This is a genomic window from Bradyrhizobium sp. BR 10289, assembly GCF_019455385.1.
In the GTDB taxonomy this organism is placed as follows: Bacteria; Pseudomonadota; Alphaproteobacteria; order Rhizobiales; family Xanthobacteraceae; genus Bradyrhizobium.
Genome location: NZ_JACOFR010000014.1, coordinates 46,977 through 66,101 on the forward strand (window position 1 = coordinate 46,977; position 19,125 = coordinate 66,101).

General features: G+C 65.0%; 17 protein-coding genes. 13 read left to right on the forward strand and 4 right to left on the reverse strand.

Features of this window, described 5'->3' with window-relative positions; genetic code table 11:
* Positions 1 to 87 precede the first annotated feature (87 nt).
* Positions 88 to 1,326 (reverse strand): MFS transporter, encoded by a 1,239-nt coding sequence (locus tag HYH08_RS22395; RefSeq protein WP_220011987.1) that lies wholly within the window; start codon positions 1,324 to 1,326, stop codon positions 88 to 90.
* Between the two features lie 184 nt (positions 1,327 to 1,510).
* A complete protein-coding gene (locus HYH08_RS22400) occupies positions 1,511 to 2,758 on the reverse strand; it encodes an MFS transporter (RefSeq protein ID WP_220011988.1) in 1,248 nt (415 codons plus the stop codon).
* 198 nt (positions 2,759 to 2,956) lie between these two features.
* Here HYH08_RS22400 and HYH08_RS22405 point away from each other — a divergent pair, with 198 nt between their 5' ends.
* Entirely contained in the window at positions 2,957 to 5,023 is a 2,067-nt protein-coding gene (locus HYH08_RS22405; protein ID WP_220011989.1) for a prolyl oligopeptidase family serine peptidase, read from the forward strand.
* A 94-nt stretch (positions 5,024 to 5,117) separates the two neighbouring features.
* Here HYH08_RS22405 and HYH08_RS22410 read toward each other — a convergent pair whose 3' ends face one another.
* Positions 5,118 to 5,789 carry a DUF938 domain-containing protein gene (locus tag HYH08_RS22410; RefSeq protein ID WP_220011990.1) on the reverse strand — a complete coding sequence of 224 codons (672 nt, stop codon included), beginning with the start codon at positions 5,787 to 5,789 and terminating at the stop codon, positions 5,118 to 5,120.
* Between the two features lie 282 nt (positions 5,790 to 6,071).
* On the opposite strand from HYH08_RS22410, the gene soxX reads away from it, so the two are divergent.
* The 9 genes from soxX to HYH08_RS22455 all read left to right on the forward strand — a co-directional run bounded on the left by soxX (position 6,072) and on the right by HYH08_RS22455 (position 13,203).
* A complete protein-coding gene (soxX, locus tag HYH08_RS22415) occupies positions 6,072 to 6,425 on the forward strand; it encodes a sulfur oxidation c-type cytochrome SoxX (RefSeq protein WP_220012096.1) in 354 nt (117 codons plus the stop codon).
* Between the two features lie 37 nt (positions 6,426 to 6,462).
* Positions 6,463 to 6,948: a thiosulfate oxidation carrier protein SoxY gene (soxY, locus tag HYH08_RS22420; protein WP_220011991.1), complete on the forward strand. Its 486-nt coding sequence runs from the start codon at positions 6,463 to 6,465 to the stop codon at positions 6,946 to 6,948.
* An 11-nt stretch (positions 6,949 to 6,959) separates the two neighbouring features.
* Positions 6,960 to 7,271 carry a thiosulfate oxidation carrier complex protein SoxZ gene (gene soxZ, locus HYH08_RS22425; protein WP_220011992.1) on the forward strand — a complete coding sequence of 104 codons (312 nt, stop codon included), beginning with the start codon at positions 6,960 to 6,962 and terminating at the stop codon, positions 7,269 to 7,271.
* Positions 7,271 to 8,134: a sulfur oxidation c-type cytochrome SoxA gene (gene soxA / locus HYH08_RS22430; protein WP_220011993.1), complete on the forward strand. Its 864-nt coding sequence runs from the start codon at positions 7,271 to 7,273 to the stop codon at positions 8,132 to 8,134. Before soxZ ends, soxA begins: the two co-directional genes overlap by 1 nt.
* Positions 8,131 to 8,436, forward strand: a complete 306-nt coding sequence (locus HYH08_RS22435; protein ID WP_220011994.1) for a hypothetical protein — start codon at positions 8,131 to 8,133, stop codon at positions 8,434 to 8,436. The genes soxA and HYH08_RS22435 overlap by 4 nt, the downstream gene beginning before the upstream one ends.
* 49 nt (positions 8,437 to 8,485) lie before the next feature.
* Positions 8,486 to 10,231 (forward strand): thiosulfohydrolase SoxB, encoded by a 1,746-nt coding sequence (gene soxB, locus HYH08_RS22440; protein ID WP_220011995.1) that lies wholly within the window; start codon positions 8,486 to 8,488, stop codon positions 10,229 to 10,231.
* Positions 10,232 to 10,537: 306 nt separating this feature from the next.
* The gene (locus HYH08_RS22445) at positions 10,538 to 11,575 is read left to right on the forward strand and encodes an MBL fold metallo-hydrolase (RefSeq protein WP_220011996.1); all 1,038 of its coding nucleotides are present in this window, start codon (positions 10,538 to 10,540) and stop codon (positions 11,573 to 11,575) included.
* A gap of 94 nt (positions 11,576 to 11,669) precedes the next feature.
* Entirely contained in the window at positions 11,670 to 11,837 is a 168-nt protein-coding gene (locus HYH08_RS22450; RefSeq protein WP_220011997.1) for a hypothetical protein, read from the forward strand.
* A 154-nt stretch (positions 11,838 to 11,991) separates the two neighbouring features.
* A complete protein-coding gene (locus HYH08_RS22455; RefSeq protein WP_220011998.1) occupies positions 11,992 to 13,203 on the forward strand; it encodes an MFS transporter in 1,212 nt (403 codons plus the stop codon).
* A gap of 32 nt (positions 13,204 to 13,235) precedes the next feature.
* Here the strand turns inward: HYH08_RS22455 and HYH08_RS22460 are convergent, their stop codons facing one another.
* Positions 13,236 to 14,561: an MFS transporter gene (locus HYH08_RS22460; RefSeq protein WP_220011999.1), complete on the reverse strand. Its 1,326-nt coding sequence runs from the start codon at positions 14,559 to 14,561 to the stop codon at positions 13,236 to 13,238.
* A gap of 149 nt (positions 14,562 to 14,710) precedes the next feature.
* On the opposite strand from HYH08_RS22460, the gene HYH08_RS22465 reads away from it, so the two are divergent.
* Genes HYH08_RS22465 through HYH08_RS22475 form a run of 3 tightly spaced genes read left to right on the forward strand, consistent with a single transcriptional unit; the run spans position 14,711 to position 18,895 of the window.
* Positions 14,711 to 15,364, forward strand: a complete 654-nt coding sequence (locus HYH08_RS22465) for an ABC transporter ATP-binding protein (protein ID WP_220012000.1) — start codon at positions 14,711 to 14,713, stop codon at positions 15,362 to 15,364.
* Positions 15,361 to 17,823, forward strand: a complete 2,463-nt coding sequence (locus HYH08_RS22470) for an FtsX-like permease family protein (RefSeq protein ID WP_220012001.1) — start codon at positions 15,361 to 15,363, stop codon at positions 17,821 to 17,823. Before HYH08_RS22465 ends, HYH08_RS22470 begins: the two co-directional genes overlap by 4 nt.
* Positions 17,813 to 18,895, forward strand: coding sequence for a lipocalin-like domain-containing protein (locus HYH08_RS22475; protein ID WP_220012002.1), 1,083 nt, complete (start codon positions 17,813 to 17,815; stop codon positions 18,893 to 18,895). Before HYH08_RS22470 ends, HYH08_RS22475 begins: the two co-directional genes overlap by 11 nt.
* The last annotated feature ends 230 nt before the right edge of the window (positions 18,896 to 19,125 follow it).

Genomic DNA, 19,125 nt, shown 5'->3' on the forward strand with positions numbered 1-19,125 from the left:
GCAGGGTGGGCAAAGCGTAGCGTGCCCACGCATTCTCGCGATGTAAAGACGGATGCGTGGGCATAGCGCTTCGCGCCTTTGCCCACCCTACGAGAGCTTCGCTCGCGGCGTCCCGCGCACCATGATCAATGCGGCCGCCATCACCTCCAGCGCGATGCAGAGATAGAACGGCAGCGAATAGCCACCGGACCAATCGCGCAAGGCCCCGACGACGCCCGGGCCGAACGCATACGTCACCTGGTTGATCGCGGTGTTGAGGCTGATCAGCACGCCGAACGAGGCACTGTCGAATTCCTGCTGCACGATCAGCGACGGCAGCGTGATGAGATTGCCGACAGAGAAGCCGAACACAGCGCAGGCCGCGATCAGCACATAGTCATTGTGCAGGTTGATGACGACGCACAGTGCAGCGGCCTGGCTCAGGAACGACAACGCCGAGGCGAGCCGCTGGTTGAGGCGGTCGATCACCATCGAGAACAGCACGCGGCCGACCACGGCCATCGCGGTCAGCACGGCAACCGCGACCGCGGCGCGCTCGCGGCCGATCACGGGGTCGAGGAACGAGATCAGGTGCACGATGAATCCGACCTGCGCGAACAGCACCAGCGCGAAGGCAGTGGTCACTGTAAGGAAGCCGATGTCGCGTAGCGCCCAGGAACGGATCTGCGTCGATGATTGCGGCTTCGCCTTTGCCGTCGCATGCCAGCCGTGAAGATCGGGCGGAGGGCCGACGACGAGCAGGATCACCGGCACGAGCAGTACCAGCATCGCGCCGGCCGCGGCGTACATCGCGCCGGCAAAGCCGATCTGGCCGATCAGGCTCACCAGCAGCGGCACGCCGACGATGCCGCCGAAGCTCGCGCCGTTGAGTGCGAGGCTGATCGCCATGCCGCGCCTGTGGTCGAACCACAGGCTGATCGTGTTGGTGATCATGGCGAGGCTGGTGCCGGCCCAGCCAAACGCAAGCACGGCGTCGGCGAGATAGAGCTGCCAGGGCTCGCGCACCGCGCCGATCGCCACGCCGGCTGCCGCCATCGCCAGCGTGCCTGATATCAGGCAGATGCGCGGGCCGTATTTGCGCACGGCCTCGCCGACGAAAACCACCAGCAGCGCGCCGAACAAGTAGAAGAAAGTCGTGCCGGAAGAAATCAGCGACGCCGGCCAGCCGCGCGCACGCTGGAGCTCGGCGACATAGACGCTCTGGCCGTAGAAGCCGAGGCCCCAGCCGAAGGTTGCGAGCAGGAAGCAGACCGCGACGATGCGCCAGCCTTCATAACGGAACGAGGATTCGTCGACGGGAACCGTGTGCCGGGGGTTGTCGAGCATTTGCGCTTCTCCTTCACCTACCCCGCGTCGTGGATCGTCTGTCGATGACGCGCATCATGTAACGATGCCCCACCAGAAAATCACTTCGAGCTGGATCGAAGTATCAACGCTGCTGACAGCCTCCTGACAGTCTATTGCCCGTGATCTTGTCGGAAAACCGCTACGCACTTTGCCGGATCGCGCGTCACACCGCGTCCGGGAACTCGCCCATGGCCGCTTCCAGCCGCGCCTTGCGGCGGCGGGCCCAGGAGACCAGCGACAGCACGGCGAGCCCCAGCACGACCGGCGGGAACACCACCATGTTCACGGCGGACCAGCCGTAATTGGCGAGCAGTTGGCCGGAAGAGAACGAGCCGATCGCCATCATGCCGAACACGAGGAAATCGTTGAAGGCCTGCACCTTGTTGCGCTCCTGCGGCCGGTGCGTCTCCAGCACCAGCGCGGAGGCGCCGATGAAGGAGAAATTCCAGCCGATGCCGAGCATGACAAGCGTCGCCCAGAAATGCATCGCGGTGATGCCGGAGAGGCCGATGGTGGCAGCGCCCGCTTCCAGCAGCAGACCTGCGGCAACGACTTTCGGTGCGCCGAAGCGCGCGATCAGCGCGCCGGTGAAGAAGCTCGGACCGTACATGGCAACGATGTGCCATTGCAGACCGAAATTGGAATCGGAAACGCTGAGGCCGCACAGCTTCATGGCGAGCGGCGCCGAGGTCATCACCAGATTCATCATGGGATAGGCGATGACGCCGCACAATGCCGCGGCGATGAAGCGCGGCTGGCTGACGATGGTGAGCAGCGGCCGGCCGCCGTGCAGATCAGCCGCAGCCGGCTTCGGCATGTCGACGCCGGCGACGATGCCCATCGCGACCAGCGCAACGGCGGCCTGCACCAGGAAGCTGAAGGCGAACAGGTAAGGCTGCCAGACATCCATGGTCCATTGCACGAGCTGTGGACCAAGCACCCCGGCGAACACCCCTCCCGCCATCACCCAGGACACCGCTTTCGGGCGATAGGCCGCGCTGGCACCGTCGGCCGCGGCGAAGCGGTAGGATTGCGCGACAGCGCCGTAGAGGCCGCCGAGGAAGGTCGCGAGACAGAACAGCGCGAACGAGCCGCGCAGGATCGCAAAGCAGCCGCACAGGCCGGTGAGCGTGCCGAGCCCGGTGCCGACGATGAAGGCCGCGCGGCGGCCGAAGCGGCGCGAGATCGCGCCGGTCGGCAGCGTGCCGGCGGCAAGGCCCACCACATACATCGAGATCGGCACCGTCGCGAACGACATGTCGGGCGCCAGCGTCGCGCCGACGATCGCGCCGGTGGCGAAGATGACAGCCGAATTGGCGCCGGTCAGCGCCTGCGCCGCGGCGAGGCGCACCACATTGGAACGCACGCGTGCGTCATCGGAGATCTCATCGGCTGTCGTCACGTCGAGCATCGGCATTTCCGCCCCAGGGGACTTCAAAAGGGCCTCGTTGATTCCCGGCACTATGGAGGGGCACGGGAGGGGGAGCAACCGGCGCGAACGGGCGCAGGCCATGCCTCTGACGCAATCGGGCCGATGATACCCGAGCGCAGCCTTGACGGCTTGCGCTCGATCAAATCCTATCCGCCGCGACCTTCAGGAGTTTCGTTCATGACCGTCGACGACAGGCCTACGCTTCAAGCTCCCGACGACGATCCCTGGCTCTGGCTGGAGGAAATCGAAGGCAAGCAGGCGCTCGATTTCGTCACGCGGCAGAATCAGCTGACACTGGCCGCGTTCAGCGGGCCGGCCTATGTGCGCGATCGCGACATCCTCGCGGCGATCTACGATCGTCCCGACAACATCCCCTATGTCAGCCGGCGCGGCGACGAACTGCACAACCTCTGGAAGGATGCCGCGCATCCGCGCGGCTTGTGGCGGCGGACCACGCTGGCGGAGTTTCGCAAGACCGATCCTGCGTGGGAGACGCTGCTTGATATCGACGAGCTCGCAGCAAAGGAAGGCGAAGACTGGCTGCTCAGCGGGATCGCCACGATGCCGGGCAGCGCGCGGGCGATCCTCAGCCTGTCGCGCGGCGGCAGCGATGCCGTGACCTTGCGGGAATTCGACCTCGCCACCAAGAGTTTCGTCGCGGGCGGCTTCACACTGCCGGAAGCGAAGGGCGGCCTCGACTGGCTCGATGCCGATACGCTGCTGCTGTCGAGCGCGCATGGCGAGGGCATGACCACGAGCTCCGGCTATGCGCGGACCGTTCGGCTGTGGCGGCGCGGCCAGCCTGTTGAGCAGGCCGAGGTGATCATCGAGACTGCCTCCGATCACATGATGATCTACGGGATGAGCGACGACACCGGGCCTGCGCCGCGGGTCTGGATCGTCGACCAGATCGACTTCTTCAACTACGCGGTCTGGCTGCGCGATGCCGCCGGCACGATGACGAAGCTCGACCTGCCGACCGGCATCTGGATGCAGGCCCATGGCGACTGGTTCGCGATGAAGCTGCGCAAGGACTGGACTGTCGGGGGACGGACCTACGCCACCGACACCGTGCTCGGCATCTCGCTCCCGGCATTCCTCGCCGGCAGCCGCGATTTCGCGGTCCTGTTCGAGCCGGCGCCGCGGCGCGCGCTGCAAGGCCTGTTCTGGGTCGCAGGAAAGCTGGTGCTCTCCATCCTCGACGAGCTCAAGCCGCAATTCGAGATTCACACGCCGTCCGCGAGCGGCTGGAGCCGCGAGATGCTTTCCGGCCTGCCTCAGATCGGCGTCGTCGACGTCTGGCCGCTCGACCGCCATCCCTCCGAGAGCAACGGCGACCTGCTCGCCAACGTGCAGGACCCGCTCACCCCGCCCTCGATGCTGTTGATGGAGCGCGGTGTCGCGAGCCCGACCGTGCTGAAGCAGGCACCGAAAACGTTCACTGCCGATGGTCTCGTGGTGACGCAGCACGAGGCGATCTCGATCGACGGCGAGCGCATTCCCTATGTCCAGACCGGGCCCGCCAAGGAGACCGGCGATGCGCCGGTCTATATGAGCGCCTATGGCGGCTTCGCCCTCGCGGTGAAGCCGTATTACAACGCTTCGCTCGGCAAGCTGTGGCTGGAGCGCGGCGGCACCGTTGTGCAGGCCAACTTGCGCGGCGGCGGCGAGTTCGGCACGCGCTGGCATGATGCCGGGCGGCTCGCCGGCAAGAAGCTCTCGCATGACGACTTTGCGGCCGTTGCCGCAGATCTCGTCCGCCGCGGCGTGACCAGCGCGAAGCGCATCGCTGCCCAGGGCGGATCGAACGGCGGCATCCTCATCACCAACATGCTGGTGCGCTATCCCGAGCGCTTCGGCGCCCTGTTCTGCACCATCCCGCTGATCGACATGCGCCGCTACACAAAGCTGCTCGCGGGCGCGAGCTGGATCGCGGAATATGGCGACCCCGACAAGCCGGAGGAATGGGAGTGGCTCAAGACCTATTCCGCCTATCACAACGTGAAAGCCGGCCAGTCCTATCCGCCGATCCTGATCGCCACCACCCGACGCGACGACCGCGTCCATCCCGGCCACGCGCGCAAGATGGCGGCCAAGCTCCAGGCGATGGGCTATGAGGCCTGGTTCTACGAGCCGGAAGCGGGCGGCCACGGCTACGGCAAGGACAACAAGGAGCGCGCCGGGTTTGAGGTGATCGGCTTCCGGTTCTTGAAGGAGAAGATCGGGTGGAAGGACGAGAGCTAGTGCCGTCATGGCCGGGCTTGACCCGGCCATCCACGACTTGCTTTGTCACTCGAAGAACGTGGATGCCCGGGACAAGCCCGGGCATGACGACCTTCTAGCGCGCAAACACCAGTGTGAGATTATTCGCCGGCATCTCGATCGTGTCGACGAGGGCAAGGCCCACCGCCAGTGCGAGCTTTTCGACATCGCCGATATCACGCACGCCCCAGTCGGGATTGCCTTCGCGCAAGGAGGTGTCGAACACGGCGTTGCTGAGCGCGGTGTGCTTGCCGTCGCGCTTGAACGGGCCGTAGAGGAATAGCTTGCCGTCGGCGCGCAAATAGCGGCCGGCGCCGGCGAACAGACCTTCGGCCACGTTCCAAGGCGCGATGTGGATGACGTTGGCGCAGAACACCGCGGCAAGGCTGGTCGGCGCCTGCCCGCTTTTCATCTCAGGACACCAGTCCGGATCGGTGAGATCGATCCGTAAGGGCGAACGGATGTTTGGCAGGCTCGAATGGACGCGCCAGGCCTCGATGCTCTTGAGGTGCCGCGGATTGAGATCGCTCGGCCACCAGACGAGGCCGGGCGTATGGCGGGCGAAATGGACCACGTGCTGGCCGGTTCCGCTGCCGACCTCGACCACGTCGCCGGTCAGGCCGGCGAGATGCGTCTCCAGCGCCGCCCAGAGCGGCTCGTGGTTGCGATGAAAGGCCGGCGCATCGAGGCGTCCATCCGGCTCGACGCGCCCGCCGTCCCTGCCAAATTCAACGACATATTCAGCCAAGTGAGGTCCCCTTGAAAAAACGAGAACGCGGATGAAAACAGGACGAGCGCCCAAGCGCCCTGCAAACCCGCCGGGCGCTGGAAAAAGCCGGCCCCGCCGCCCACCACCCTGAGCGCCCGGGCCAAATCGGCCGAACAAATAATCTCTTCAGTTGCAATGCGGAAGATATTAACTCCATTTTGCCGCGTGAATAGTCTTGATTGTCAGGTCCAGCCCTTTGTGCTTTGGAACGCTTCTATTTCCGCGATCGAGACCTTCGCCACAACGCCTCGGAATGACGCCTTGACCGCCCTTGCTCGAACGCCCCTTCTGTTCCTTCTGCTGGCCTTCGCCGCCGGCCTTGTGGACCCGGCGCGGGCGCAATCCGCTGCCGCCGAGGGCCAAAAACTCGCTTTCGACCGCGGCAAGGGCAACTGCCTGACCTGCCACGTCATCAAGGGCGGTGACCTGCCCGGAACGATCGGCCCGGAGCTGAAGGACCTCAAATCAAAATACCCTGATCGCAACGAACTCACCGCGATCATTTTCGACGAGACCAGGCGCAATCCGCAGACCATGATGCCGCCGTTCGGGCGTAACCGGATTTTGACCGAGCAGGAGATCAGCGCGATCGTTGATTTCCTGCAAACCCTGTGACTTCAGGCACGCAAGAGACTGTGCAGGAGACTTTCCGATGACTGCGACCACCGGCTCTCATCCGACGCGGCGCCTGATCCTTCAGGGCGCAGCCAGCGTCGCGCTGCTCGGCCTCGGCAATCTGCCGTTCGCTCCCGCGCGCGCGGCGGCCAACGACAAATATCCGGAAGAAGCGTTCAAGCTGAAGAACGAAGCGGATGCGATCAAGGCGCTCTACGGCAGGACGGCGGAGCCGTCCGAGAAGGTCAAGCTCGACGCGCCCGAGATCGCCGAAAATGGCGGCGTGGTGCCGATCTCGGTGACGACGACACTGGACAAGGTCACCTCGATCTCGTTCCTCGTCGCCGAGAACCCGAATGCGCTCGCGGCGTCCTACAGGATTCCCGACGGCACGCTGCCCGCTATCGCCAACCGCCTGAAGATGGCCAAGACCAGCAACGTGACCGCGATCGTGGAGGCCGACGGCAAGCTCTACAGCGCGACCAAAGAGGTCAAGGTCACCGTCGGCGGCTGCGGCGGTTAGGGAGATCAGACATGGCATCCAGCATTCGCGTACGCGCCACCGCCAACGGCGACATCACCGAGGTGCAGACGCTGATCCAGCACCCCATGGACACCGGCCTCGTCAAGGATTCCAAGGGCGAGCTGATCCCCGCGCACTACATCCAGGAGCTGAAGTTCGAATGTAACGGCAAGGACGTCTTCGTCGCCAATTGGGGCACCGCGGTCTCCAAGGACCCTTACGTGAAGTTCAGCTTCAAGGGCGGCAAGAAGGGCGACGACCTCAAGATCTCCTGGACCGACAACAAGGGCGGGTCGGACACAATCACCGCGAAGATCGCGTGATGAAGGCTCGCTCCGCCGTTCTGCTTGCATCGTTGAGCGCCGCGCTGGTCGCGTTCGCCCTGACATCTCCGCGCGTGGTCGCGGCCGACAAGGTCGATCCCGCGACTGATGCGAAAGCATTCCAGAACTTCTTCTTCCAGAAATTTCCCGACGTGAAGCATGAGGACTTCGTCAACGGTCCTTACTCCATGAACGCGGACATGAAGCGGCAGTGGCAGGAGAAGGAGGAATTCCCGCCTTACGAATTCGCGCTCGATGCCGGCAAGGAGATGTTTGCGACGCCGTTCAAGAACGGCAAGACCTATGCGGACTGCTTCCCCAATGGAGGCATCGGCATCCGCCAGAACTATCCCTATTTCGACACGAAGGAGGGCAAGGTCGTCACGCTCGAGCTCGCGCTCAACCGCTGTCGCGAAGCCAATGGCGAGGCGCCCTATTCCTACGTCAAGGACGAGATGGCTTCGCTGACCGCCTACATGGCCTTCACCTCGCGCGGCAAGCTGATGGACATCAAGATTCCCGATGACCCGCGCGCGCTGGAGGCGTTCGAGAACGGCAAGCGCTACTTCTACACCCGCCGCGGCCAGCTGAATTTCTCCTGCGCCAGCTGCCATGTGCAGAGCCCGGGCGAGCGCATCCGCGCCGAGATCCTGGCGCCTGCGCTCGGCATCCTGAACGCGATGCCGATCTACCGCTCGGAATGGAGCGGCATGGGCACGATCAGCCGCCGTTTCGTCACCTGCAACAGCCAGACCCGCGCGGTTCCGCTGGAGCCGCAGGCGGATGAATATCGCGACGTCGAATATTTCCTGTCCTACGTCGCCAACGGCCTGCCGATTTCAGGGCCGGGAGCACGGCCATGAAGCGGTCACTTAACCTGGCCATGCTGTTTGCATTGAGCTTCGCGCCGGCAGCGCGCGCGGCCAGCGAGGCGGACTACAAGGCGGCCTATGCCGCCGCGGAGGCTGCTTCCAAGGAGGCAGCCGGCATGCGCAACCAATGGACCGTGACCGTAACCGCGCTGGCGGCCGCCAAGAAGGCCGGCGATAGCGGCGATTTCGACCGTGCGGTCGCTGCATCGAAGGAAGCCGAGGCGCTGGCGAAAGCGTCGATCTTCCAGGCCAATTCTGAAAAAGAGGCGTGGAAGGCCATGGAAATCCGCTAGATTGTATCTCTTGCAGCAGTCGAGCGATCATTGAGGGCGGAGAAATTGGATGGCGATCCGCCGCCGCGATTTCCTGAAGAGTGTAGGCGTTGCCGCCGTCTCAGCTGGCCTGCCACGGCTCGCGCGCGGCGCCGAGACCGCCAGCATCTACGACCTCGAACGGTTCGGCAATGTGCGCATCCTGCACATCACCGACACGCATGCGCAGCTCAACCCGGTCTATTTCCGCGAGCCCAGCGTCAATATCGGCATCGGTGAGATGGCGGGGCGTCCGCCGCATCTGGTCGGCCGCGCCTTCCTCGAACGGTTCGGCATCCGGCCCGACAGCGCCGATGCCTATGCCTTCACCTGTTTCGAGTTCGAGAAGTCCGCGGGGCGCTTCGGCAAGCTCGGCGGCTTCGCGCATCTGAAGACGCTGATCGACCGCCTGCGCGGCGATGTCGGCGAGAGAAATTCGCTGCTGGTCGACGGCGGCGACCTCTGGCAGGGCACCGGTCTTGCCAACGTCATGCAGGGCCGCGACATGGTCGAGGTCGCCAATCTGCTCGGCATCGAGGCGATGACCGGGCATTGGGAATTCACCTATGGCGAGCAGGTGCTCCGCGACAATCTCGAGCGCTTCAAGGGCGAGTTTCTGGCGCAGAACGTTTTCCTGACCGAGGAGGCCGCGTTCAACGATGCGAGCGCTTTCGACAAGGCGAGCGGGCGCGTGTTCAAGCCGTCGACGATCAAGGAGCTCGGCGGCCATCGCGTCGCCATCGTCGGCCAGGCTTTTCCTTACGTGCCGATCGCGCACCCGAAACGGTTCACGCCGGACTGGACCTTCGGCATCCGCGAGGAAGAGCTGCAGAAACATGTCGATGGCTTGCGGGCCAGCGAAAAGGTCGATGCGGTCATCCTGCTGTCGCACAACGGCATGGATGTCGATCTCAAGCTCGCCAGCCGCGTCACCGGCATCGACGTCATCCTCGGCGGCCATACCCATGACGCCGTGCCGCAGCCGATGCCCGTGAAGAACGCCGGCGGCACTACGCTCGTCACCAATGCCGGCTCCAACGGGAAATTCCTGGGCGTGCTCGATCTCGCGCTCGACAAGGGCAAGGTCAGCGACGTCAGATATCATCTGCTGCCGGTTTATTCCGAGCTGCTGAAGCCCGACCCTGCTATGGCCGAACTGATCGGCCGGCTGCGCGCGCCTTACGTGACCGACTGGTCGGAGAAGATCGCAACGCCGGACCGGCTGCTGTTTCGCCGCGACAATTTTACAGGTCCCGTCGACGAACTGATCTGCACCGCGCTGCGCACCGAGCTCGATGCCGAGATCGCGCTGTCGCCGGGTTTCCGCTGGGGCGTCACCGCGCTGTCGGGTCAGCCGCTGACCATGGAGGATGTGCTCGCGGAAACCGCGATCACCTATCCCGAGACCTATGTGCAGGAGATGCTAGGTGCGGACATCAAGAACGTGCTGGAAGACATCTGCGACAATCTATTCAACGCCGATCCCTATTACCAGCAGGGCGGCGACATGGTGCGCGCCGGGGGGCTCAGCTACACCTGCAACCCCACGAACGCGGCCGGCAGCCGCATCTCCGAGCTGAAGCTCAACGGCGGCAAGACGCTCAACGCCAGCCACCGCTACAAGGTCGCCGGCTGGGCCTCCGTCAACGGCCAGCAGGGCGCACCGGTGTGGGACGTGGTCGCCAAATATCTGCGCTCAGGCCGGATGTTTCAGGAGCGCCTCGGCACCGGCGTCACGCTGAAGGGCATAGACGGCAATCCGGGGATTGCGGGATAGGGGTCGACGGGCGCGCGGTCATAGCTCCGCTGTCGTCCCTGCGAACGCCGAGGCCCATACCGCGTGATCTTTCGATTGGGGCGGTACCGAACCGCTGATCTTCGCCAAACTCCTCCCTGGGGTTATGGGTCCCTGCGTTCGCAAGGGACGACTGTGAATTTGGGGATCGGCCATCGCGCCCCCATCCCAGCCTCATCACGTAGAATAAAAATCTTCCAAATTTCCTTGTCTACACAGTGAATTGCTTCTCCCGTGAGCCCATATCGTAGTAGAATCGTCGAAATCAGTTCCACGCCGGGTCCTGCCATGATCTTCCGCCAGCTCTTCGACAGCGTTTCGGGCACTTACAGCTATCTCCTCGCCAGCCGCCCCGGCGGCGAGGCGCTGATCCTCGATCCCGTGCTGGAGAAGGTCGACCGTTACTGCCAGCTGCTGCGCGAGCTCGACCTCAAGCTGGTCAAGGCGGTCGATACGCATCTGCATGCCGACCATGTCACCGGGCTCGGCGAGTTGCGCGACCGCACCCATTGCATGACCGTGATGGGCGACCAGACCAAGGCCGACGTGGTGGCGATGCGGGTGGCCGACGGCGACAAGGTGACGATCGAGGGCCTGTCGCTCGACGTGATGTACACGCCCGGCCATACCGACGATTCCTATTCCTACCTGATGGGCGACCGCGTCTTCACCGGCGATACGCTGCTGATCCGCGGCACCGGCCGCACCGATTTCCAGAACGGCTCGTCGCGCGCGCAATACGATTCGATCTTCAATCGGCTGCTCAAGCTGCCGGACGAGACGATGGTTTTCCCGGCGCATGACTACAAGGGCGACACCGTCTCCACCATCGGCGAGGAGAAGCGCTACAATCCGCGGCTGCAGGTGCGCTCGGTCGATGAATATATCGAGCTGATGTCCAATCTGAAGCTGCCCAATCCGAAAATGATGGATGTGGCCGTGCCCGCCAACATGCGCGTCGGCCTGCATCAGGAGGAGTTGGAGAAAGAGGGCCGTGCGCTCAGCGCAATCGAGGCGATCCGCTCGCTTCACCGGCCCGACATCCTGCTGGTCGACCTGCGCGAAAGCAACGAACGCGCCAAGCACGGCATGCTCGAGGGCGCGCTGCACACACCCTATCCTTCGGTCGAGGAGAGTCTGAAACCCGGCGGCATGCTGCGCGAGGTCGCGGCCGCAACGGGCCGGCGCGTCGTGTTCTTCTGCGCGTTCGGCGAGCGCTCGGCTATGGCTGTTGCAGCTGCGAAAGAAGCAGGGCTCGGCAATACCGCCCATATCGCCGGCGGTATCGACGCCTGGAAGAAGGCGGGCGGGCCCGTGGTGCACTGACGCGCCCAGCCCTCCTCCCCTTCTTGCGGCAGGTCAGGGACCGCACATATTTTCCGGATCAAATCGGGTGACGCATCACCATCCGGAACCAGCCATGGCCAAGATCGGGACCACAAAACCAAGCGCACCACCGAAGTCAGAGATCGCTGAGGGCAAGGCGAAGAAGCCCAGGCGCCTGCGCGATCTCGATGAGGATGACGACGACGGCGATATCGCGACGCCAAAGCGCGATCGCGACGGTTGTGACGACGAGCCGTTGTGAGGGCTGCGGGATTTTGATCGTAAGCTGGCGCGCTGCACGGGTCGTCGCCCCTTGCTTCCCCACCCGCGCTACCTGCCATGCACCTCTGTTCATGGACAAATAACCGCCCTCCCCGATAGTTTGCGCGTCTCTCAAGCCGCAAAACGGAACTGCAATGGTCGACGTTCTCGCCGCACCGCAACAAGGCAAGGCGGACAGCGCGCTGCGCACGCTGACCGGAATCTCGATCGCGCATTGGGTCAGCCATTTCCATCTGCTGGTGCTGCCGATGCTGTTTCCGTTCCTGAAGGACAGGCTCGGCGTCGGCTATGTCGAGCTCGGCTTCTCGCTGACCATTCTGGCCGTCGTATCGGGCCTGACGCAGGCGCCGACCGGCTATCTCGTCGATCATTTTGGCGCGCGGAAGATTCTGCTGATCGGGCTGACGCTCGGCGGCTGCGCGCTGATCCTGCTCGGCCTGCACTTGAGCTACGCGTCGCTGATCGCCTGTGCCGTGCTGCTCGGGCTCGCCAACAGCGTCTATCACCCCGCCGATTACGCGATCCTCGCCGAGCACATGGACGAGGCGCGGATGGGGCGCGCGTTCTCGGTTCATACCTTTGCCGGCTATCTCGGCGGCGCGGTGACGCCGGCGATCGTGGCGGCGCTGGTCACAGTGTCGGGCGGTGTCGGTGCGCTGATCGCATCGGGCGCAGTCGCCATTCTGGTGGCGCTGCTGCTGATCGCCATGGGCATTCCCGAGGCCGGCGCTCATAAGAAAAAGCCGGGCAACGAGAACGCGCCGAAGCAGGCGGTGATCACGCCCGCGCTGATCACGCTGACCGCGCTGTTCATGCTGCTCAGCCTGTCGGTCGCCGGCATCAACAATTTTGGCGTGGTGGCGCTGATGAGCGGCTACGGCACCTCCTATTCGATCGCCAATGTCGCGCTGACCGCGTTCCTCGGCTGCAGCGCTGCCGGCGTGCTCGCCGGCGGCTTCCTCGCCGACCACACCGAGCATCACGGCTATGTCGCAGCGGCCTGCTTTGCCGCGAACGCCGCAATCGTGCTGCTGATCGCGCTGGTGACATTGCCGGGCTGGGCTTTGACGGCGGCGATGGCGAGCGCGGGCTTCCTCTCCGGCGTGATCGCGCCGTCGCGCGACATGCTGGTGCGCAATGCCGCGCCGGCCGGCGCCGCGGGCCGCGCCTTCGGCATCGTCTCCACCGGCTTCAATCTCGGCGGCATCGTCTCGCCGCTGCTGTTCGGCTGGATCATGGATCAAAGCGCGCCGCATTGGGTGTTCGGCGCGTCGGTGATCTTCATGCTGGCCACCGTGGTGCTGTCGCCGTTCACCGAGCGGAAGCCGCAAGCCAAGACGAATTGAGCCGTCGGCAGGGTCGCCTCGTCCCCGCCCCCTTACGTCGGCGACACCGCGCCTTTCAGCGGCGCGGGCTGCGCCGCGGCACCGCGGGTCAACCGCGCCTTCTCCGTGTTCGGCCAGAGCAGCAGCAGGCCGATCACGCCGGAGCCGATCATCACCACCGCGTTGATGGTGAAACCGGTCATGTAGCCGTCGAGCATGCTGCCGGCGCGCTGGATCACGGTGCCCATCACGCTCGGCGCGATGATGCCGGAGAGCGTGTAGAGCGCGCCGTAGATCGCAATGACCGCGCCGCGCTGCGAGGCCGGGGTGAATTCGCCGAGCATCGGCGGGCAGACGACGTAGATCGCGCCGCAGAGACCGGAGCCGACCACGAGCAGCGCGATCTGCAGGCCGGCGCCCGTTGCATGCGGCATCGTCGCGAGGATCAGGCCGCCGATGATCAGCGGCACCGAGCCCAGCACACCGCGCGAGATGCGCGTGGTGTAGCCGCGCGCCATCATCACCTGCGAGATCCAGCCCGTGAGAATCACGACGGTGGCGCCGAACACCCAGGGCAGGATCGAGACAAAGCCGGCCTGGCTCTGCGAGAAGCCGAGCCCCTTGACGATGAAGGGCGTGAACCAGGTGAGGCCGAGCGACAGTGCCCAATAGGCGCCGAAGGTCGCGATCACGCAACCGAGGAAGGTGCGCGAGGTCAGAAGCTGGAAATAGGGAATCTTCGGCTCGGTGGTGGCAAGAACCTGCGTGTCCTCCAGCGGCCCCTCCTTGCCGAAGATAAGCCAGGCACAGACCCAGATCAGGCCGACGATTCCGAGCGCACCGAAGGCGTAGTGCCAGGAGTGATTGACGATGACCCAGTTCAGCGCCGGCACCGCGAGAATGACGCCGAAGGCCGAGCCCTGCGACAGGATCGCGGTCGGCAGCGTGCGCCTCTCATCGGGGAACCATTTGTAGATCGCGTGCGCGGCCACCGAGAAGGCCGGGCCTTCGCCCGCACCCAACACGATGCGGCAGATCAGCAGCGTGGTGAAGGAGACGGTGCCGACCATCGGGAACTGCGCCAGCGCCCAGATCACCGCGAGGGTCAGCAGCACCCAGCGCGTCGGCACCTTGTTGACGATGAAGCCGACCACGATGGCGGAGATTGAGAACAGGAAGAAGAACGACGACCCGAGCAGGCCGAATTGCTCGGCATCGAGCTTCATGTCGGTCATGATCGGCACGCCGGCGAGGCCGACGACGATCTTGTCGGCGAAGTTCACCACCATGAAGAGAAAGAGGAGAAACGTGACGGTCCAGGCGCCCTTCGGCGTATCGGTCGTCTTACCCGCCGCATTGGGCGTTCCCTGAGCGCTCATGATTCTCCCCGTATGTCTCTTTGTCGGCACTTTTTTGATTTGGCCGTATTGGAAGCTAACAACGCCTTGGAAGCCAACGCAACCCCGGCATTGCCGCAATAAGTGTGCTACGCAGCATTTCCGTTAATTCCGTGCGGCGCGATCAGGTCTTGCTAAATATCCGAAACCTCTCCAAAACCTTCTCCTCGGCCGCCGAGCCGGTCCATGTGCTGCGCGGCGTCGACCTTGATCTCAAGGCCGGCGAGCGCGTCGCGCTCACCGGGGAATCCGGCAGCGGCAAGAGCACGCTGCTGCACCTGATCGCGGGGCTCGATGCCGCCGATAGCGGCTCGATCCGACTGGAAGACACCGAAGTTACCAAACTGTCGGACGCGGGACGCGCCGAGCTCCGGCGCGACCGGATCGGGCTGGTTTTCCAGCAGTTCAACCTGATCCCGAGCCTGTCGGTCGCCGACAATCTCGCTTTCCAGGCGCGGATCGCCGGCCGGCAGGATGCGGCCTGGACCAAGGAGCTGGTCGAGCGGCTCGGGCTTGGCGGACTGCTCAAGCGTTATCCAGAGCAATTATCAGGCGGCCAGCAGCAGCGGGTCGCAATCGGCCGGGCATTGGCGACGAAACCGTCGCTGCTGCTGGCGGACGAGCCGACCGGCAATCTGGACGAAGCCACCGCCGAGGACGTGCTGGCCCTGACGCGCGACCTCGTCGCGCGCACCGGCTGCGGCTTCCTGATGGTGACGCACAGCCTCCATCTGGCCGGCACGCTCGACCGCCACCTCACCTTGCACGCGGGACGAATCGCATGAGGCGCGCGCTGTGGGTGCTTGCGGTGCTCCTGAGCCACTGGCGGCGGCACAGGATGCAATTCGCGACGCTCCTGATCGGGCTGATCGCGGCGACGGCGCTGTGGAGCGGCGTGCAGGCAATCAACCAGCAGGCCCGCAACGCCTATGACCGCGCCGCGGCGACCTTTGGCGGCGCGCGCACCGCCATGCTGGTGGCGCCGAACGCGGCGACGTTCTCGCAAGGCCTATTCGTCAAGCTGAGGCGCGCGGGCTGGCCGGTCTCGCCGGTGCTGGAGGGCCGCGTTCAGGTGAATGGACGCTCGGTCCGGCTGCTCGGCATCGAGCCGGTGACGATGCCGGCCGATGTCGGCAATACGCCGCGCCTTGGGGCCTCGGATCTAAGCAGCTTTGTTGCCCCACCCGGCCAGACGCTGGTGGCGCAGGAAACGCTGAACGACTTGCAGGAGCAGGAGGGCGCGGCCCCGCCGATCAGCAGCGGCGCAAAGCTGCCGCCGCTGCGCGTGCTGCCGCAGCTCGTCCCTGATGTGCTCGTCGTCGATATCGGCGTGGCGCAACGCCTGCTGAACAAGCCGGACCAGGTGTCGCGGCTTCTGATCGGCAAGGCGAAGGGCAAGCCAGCGCCGCTGCAGAGCATCGTCGGCGACCAGCTGCAGCGGGTCGAACCGAACGCGGAGACCGAGCTGGAGCGCCTGACCGACAGTTTCCATCTCAACCTCACCGCCTTCGGCCTGCTGTCGTTCTTTGTCGGCCTGTTCATCGTCAACTCGGCCGTGGGCCTCGCCTTCGAGCAGCGGCTGCCGATGCTGCGCACCTTGCGCGCCTGCGGCGCCTCGGCGCGGCTGGTCAACACCATGCTGGTGGTCGAGCTGGTGGCCCTGGCGCTGGTCGCAGGGCTGATCGGGCTCGTCTGCGGCTACTTTATCGCGGCCGCCTTGTTACCCGACGTCGCGGCATCACTGCGCGGGCTCTATGGCGCGCAGATCCCGGGGCAGCTCAGCCTGCAACCCGAATGGTGGCTCGCCGGCATCGGCATCAGCGTGGCCGGCGCGCTTGTGGCGGCGGCGACTAGCCTGATCAAGGCGATCAGGATGCCGGTGCTGGCGACGGCGCAGCCATACGCCTGGCAGCAGCGGCAGCGCCGCTGGCTGATCCTGCAAAGCTGTGCTGCCTGCGCCGTGTTCGCGGTCGCGCTGCTGCTGCTTCACTATGGTGTGTCGCTGATCGCGGGCTTCGGCGTGCTGGCCGCGCTGATGTTCGGCGCGGCGCTGATCCTGCCGGCGTTCCTCGAGATTATCCTGCTGATCGGCCAGCGCACCGCGCGCGGACCTCTCGCGCTGTGGTTCTGGGCGGACAGCCGGCAACAGCTCTCGGGATTGTCGCTGGCGCTGATGGCACTGCTGCTCGCGCTCGCCGTCAATGTCGGGGTCTCCACCATGGTGGAGACGTTCAGCCGCACGTTTATCGGCTGGCTCAACGGACGCCTCGCCGCCGACGTCTACATCAGCGCCGCCGATAATGCGCAAGGTGTCGCGATCCGGGGCTGGCTGAAGGAACGCAGCGATGTGCAGGCAATCCTGTCGGGCGGACGGGCCGAGACACAGGTTCAGGGCCAGCCGGTAGAATTACTCGGCCTGCCCGATCACGCGCTCTATCGCGAGCGCTGGCCGCTGCTAGAGACCGCGCCGCGCGCCTGGACCCGGCTCGTGCCCGGCAATGCGGCCTTCATCAGCGAGCAATTGAGCCGCCGCCTCAACGTCCGCGTCGGCGATGTCATCGAGGTGCCGGCGCCGGGCGGAACCTGGGAGCTCGACATCGTCGGCATCTACGCCGATTACGGCAATCCCAAGGGGCAGCTTGCTGTCAATGTCGCTGCGCTGATCCGGCAGTTTCCGCAGACACCGCAGACGCGGATCGGGCTCATCGTCGCGAAAGAGAATATCCCCGACCTGATTGCGGCGTTGCAGAGGCAGTTCGCGCTCGACGACCGCAGCGTCGCCGACCAGGCGACGGTGAAGGCGGAATCGATCCGCATCTTCAACCGCACCTTCGCGGTGACTTCGGCGCTGAATGCGTTCACGCTTGGAGTCGCCGGCATTGCGCTGCTGACAAGCCTTTTGACGCTGGCAAACTCCCGCCTGCCACAGCTCGCGCCGCTCTGGGCGATCGGCATCACGCGCCCTCTCCTTGCCGCGATCGAATTGACCAAGACGCTGTCGGTCGCGCTGTTCACTGCGCTGCTGGCCGTGCCGCTTGGGTTGCTGGTGGCGTGGTGTCTGATCGCGATCGTGAACGTGAAGGCGTTCGGCTGGCGGCTGCCGTTCCATGTGTTTCCGCTACAACTGGTCGAGCTGGTCGCAGTCGCGCTGTTTGCCTCGCTGCTCGCCGCATTGCTGCCGATGCTGCGACTGGCGCGGATGCAGCCGGCGAGCCTCGTGAAGGTTTTTGCCAATGAGCGCTGACAGGATTTCGCGGCGCGCCTTTGCCGGCGGCATCGCCGCACTCGCTCTCGCGCGTCGTACAAGGGCACAGGGCTATGCCGGGCTCGGCGAGACGGCAGACGGCTTTGCCAAGGTCACGCCCGGAAAGACGTTCGACTTCCCTGCGGATCATGGACCGCATCCGGAGTTTCGCATCGAGTGGTGGTATCTCACGGCAAATCTCACAGACCGCAGCGGCGCCGCCTGTGGCCTGCAATGGACGCTGTTCCGTCAGGCCGCCCGGCCGGGTCCGCAAGGCGAAGGCTGGGCCAACCAGCAGATCTGGATGGCGCATGCCGCGGTGACGCGCGCCGACACGCACCGCTTCAACGAGGTGTTTTCGCGCGGCGGTATCGGACAGGCCGGCGTCACGGCAAAGCCGTTCGCAGCGTGGATCGACGATTGGGAGATGAAGGGGGTTGAGCGCACCGACGACCAGACCCTGGCGCCGGTGACGCTGAAGGCATCCGGCACGGATTTCAGCTACGCGCTAACGCTCGAGGCCGATCGTCCCGTGGTGCTGCAAGGCGATCGCGGTTTCAGCCGCAAGTCCGAGCGCGGGCAAGCCTCGTACTATTACAGCCAGCCGTTCTACCGCGCCCGAGGCACGCTCACCATCGACGACAAGCCGGTCGATGTGACAGGCCAGGCCTGGATGGATCGCGAGTGGAGCAGCCAGCCGCTCGACACTGACCAGACCGGCTGGGACTGGCTGTCGCTGCATCTGTCGTCCGGCGACAAGCTGATGCTGTATCGGCTGCGCCAGAAGGACGGCAAGGATTACCCGTTTGGCAACTGGATCAGCGCCGCGGGCGAGACGCAGATGATCGCGGGCAGCGATATCCAGATGGCACCGAAAGCGATCACCGAGATCGCGGGACGCAGGCTGCCGGTGGAATGGCAGATCGCGATCCCGTCGCGGTCGTTCTCGATTTCCTGCAAGCCGCTCAACCCAAAAGCCTGGATGGGGACCGGCTTCTCCTACTGGGAAGGGCCGATCAGTTTTGCCGGCACGCATGACGGCGTTGGCTATCTCGAGCTGACCGGGTATTGAGGCGCGGTCCGGGTTTCATGATCCAGGACATCGCGGCGACTGCGCTGTGGGCGGGGGCGTTGGGCGCGGTGGTGGCGTGACGGAAGCGCTGCGGCTCCAATCTCGGCTGTCGTCCCGGACAAGCGCAGCGAAGCGGAGCGCTGATCCGGGACCCATAACCACAGGGAGAGGTTGGGCGAAGACTCGGAGTTGCCTATTCCGCCCCACACCGCTCCCTGTGGTTATGGATC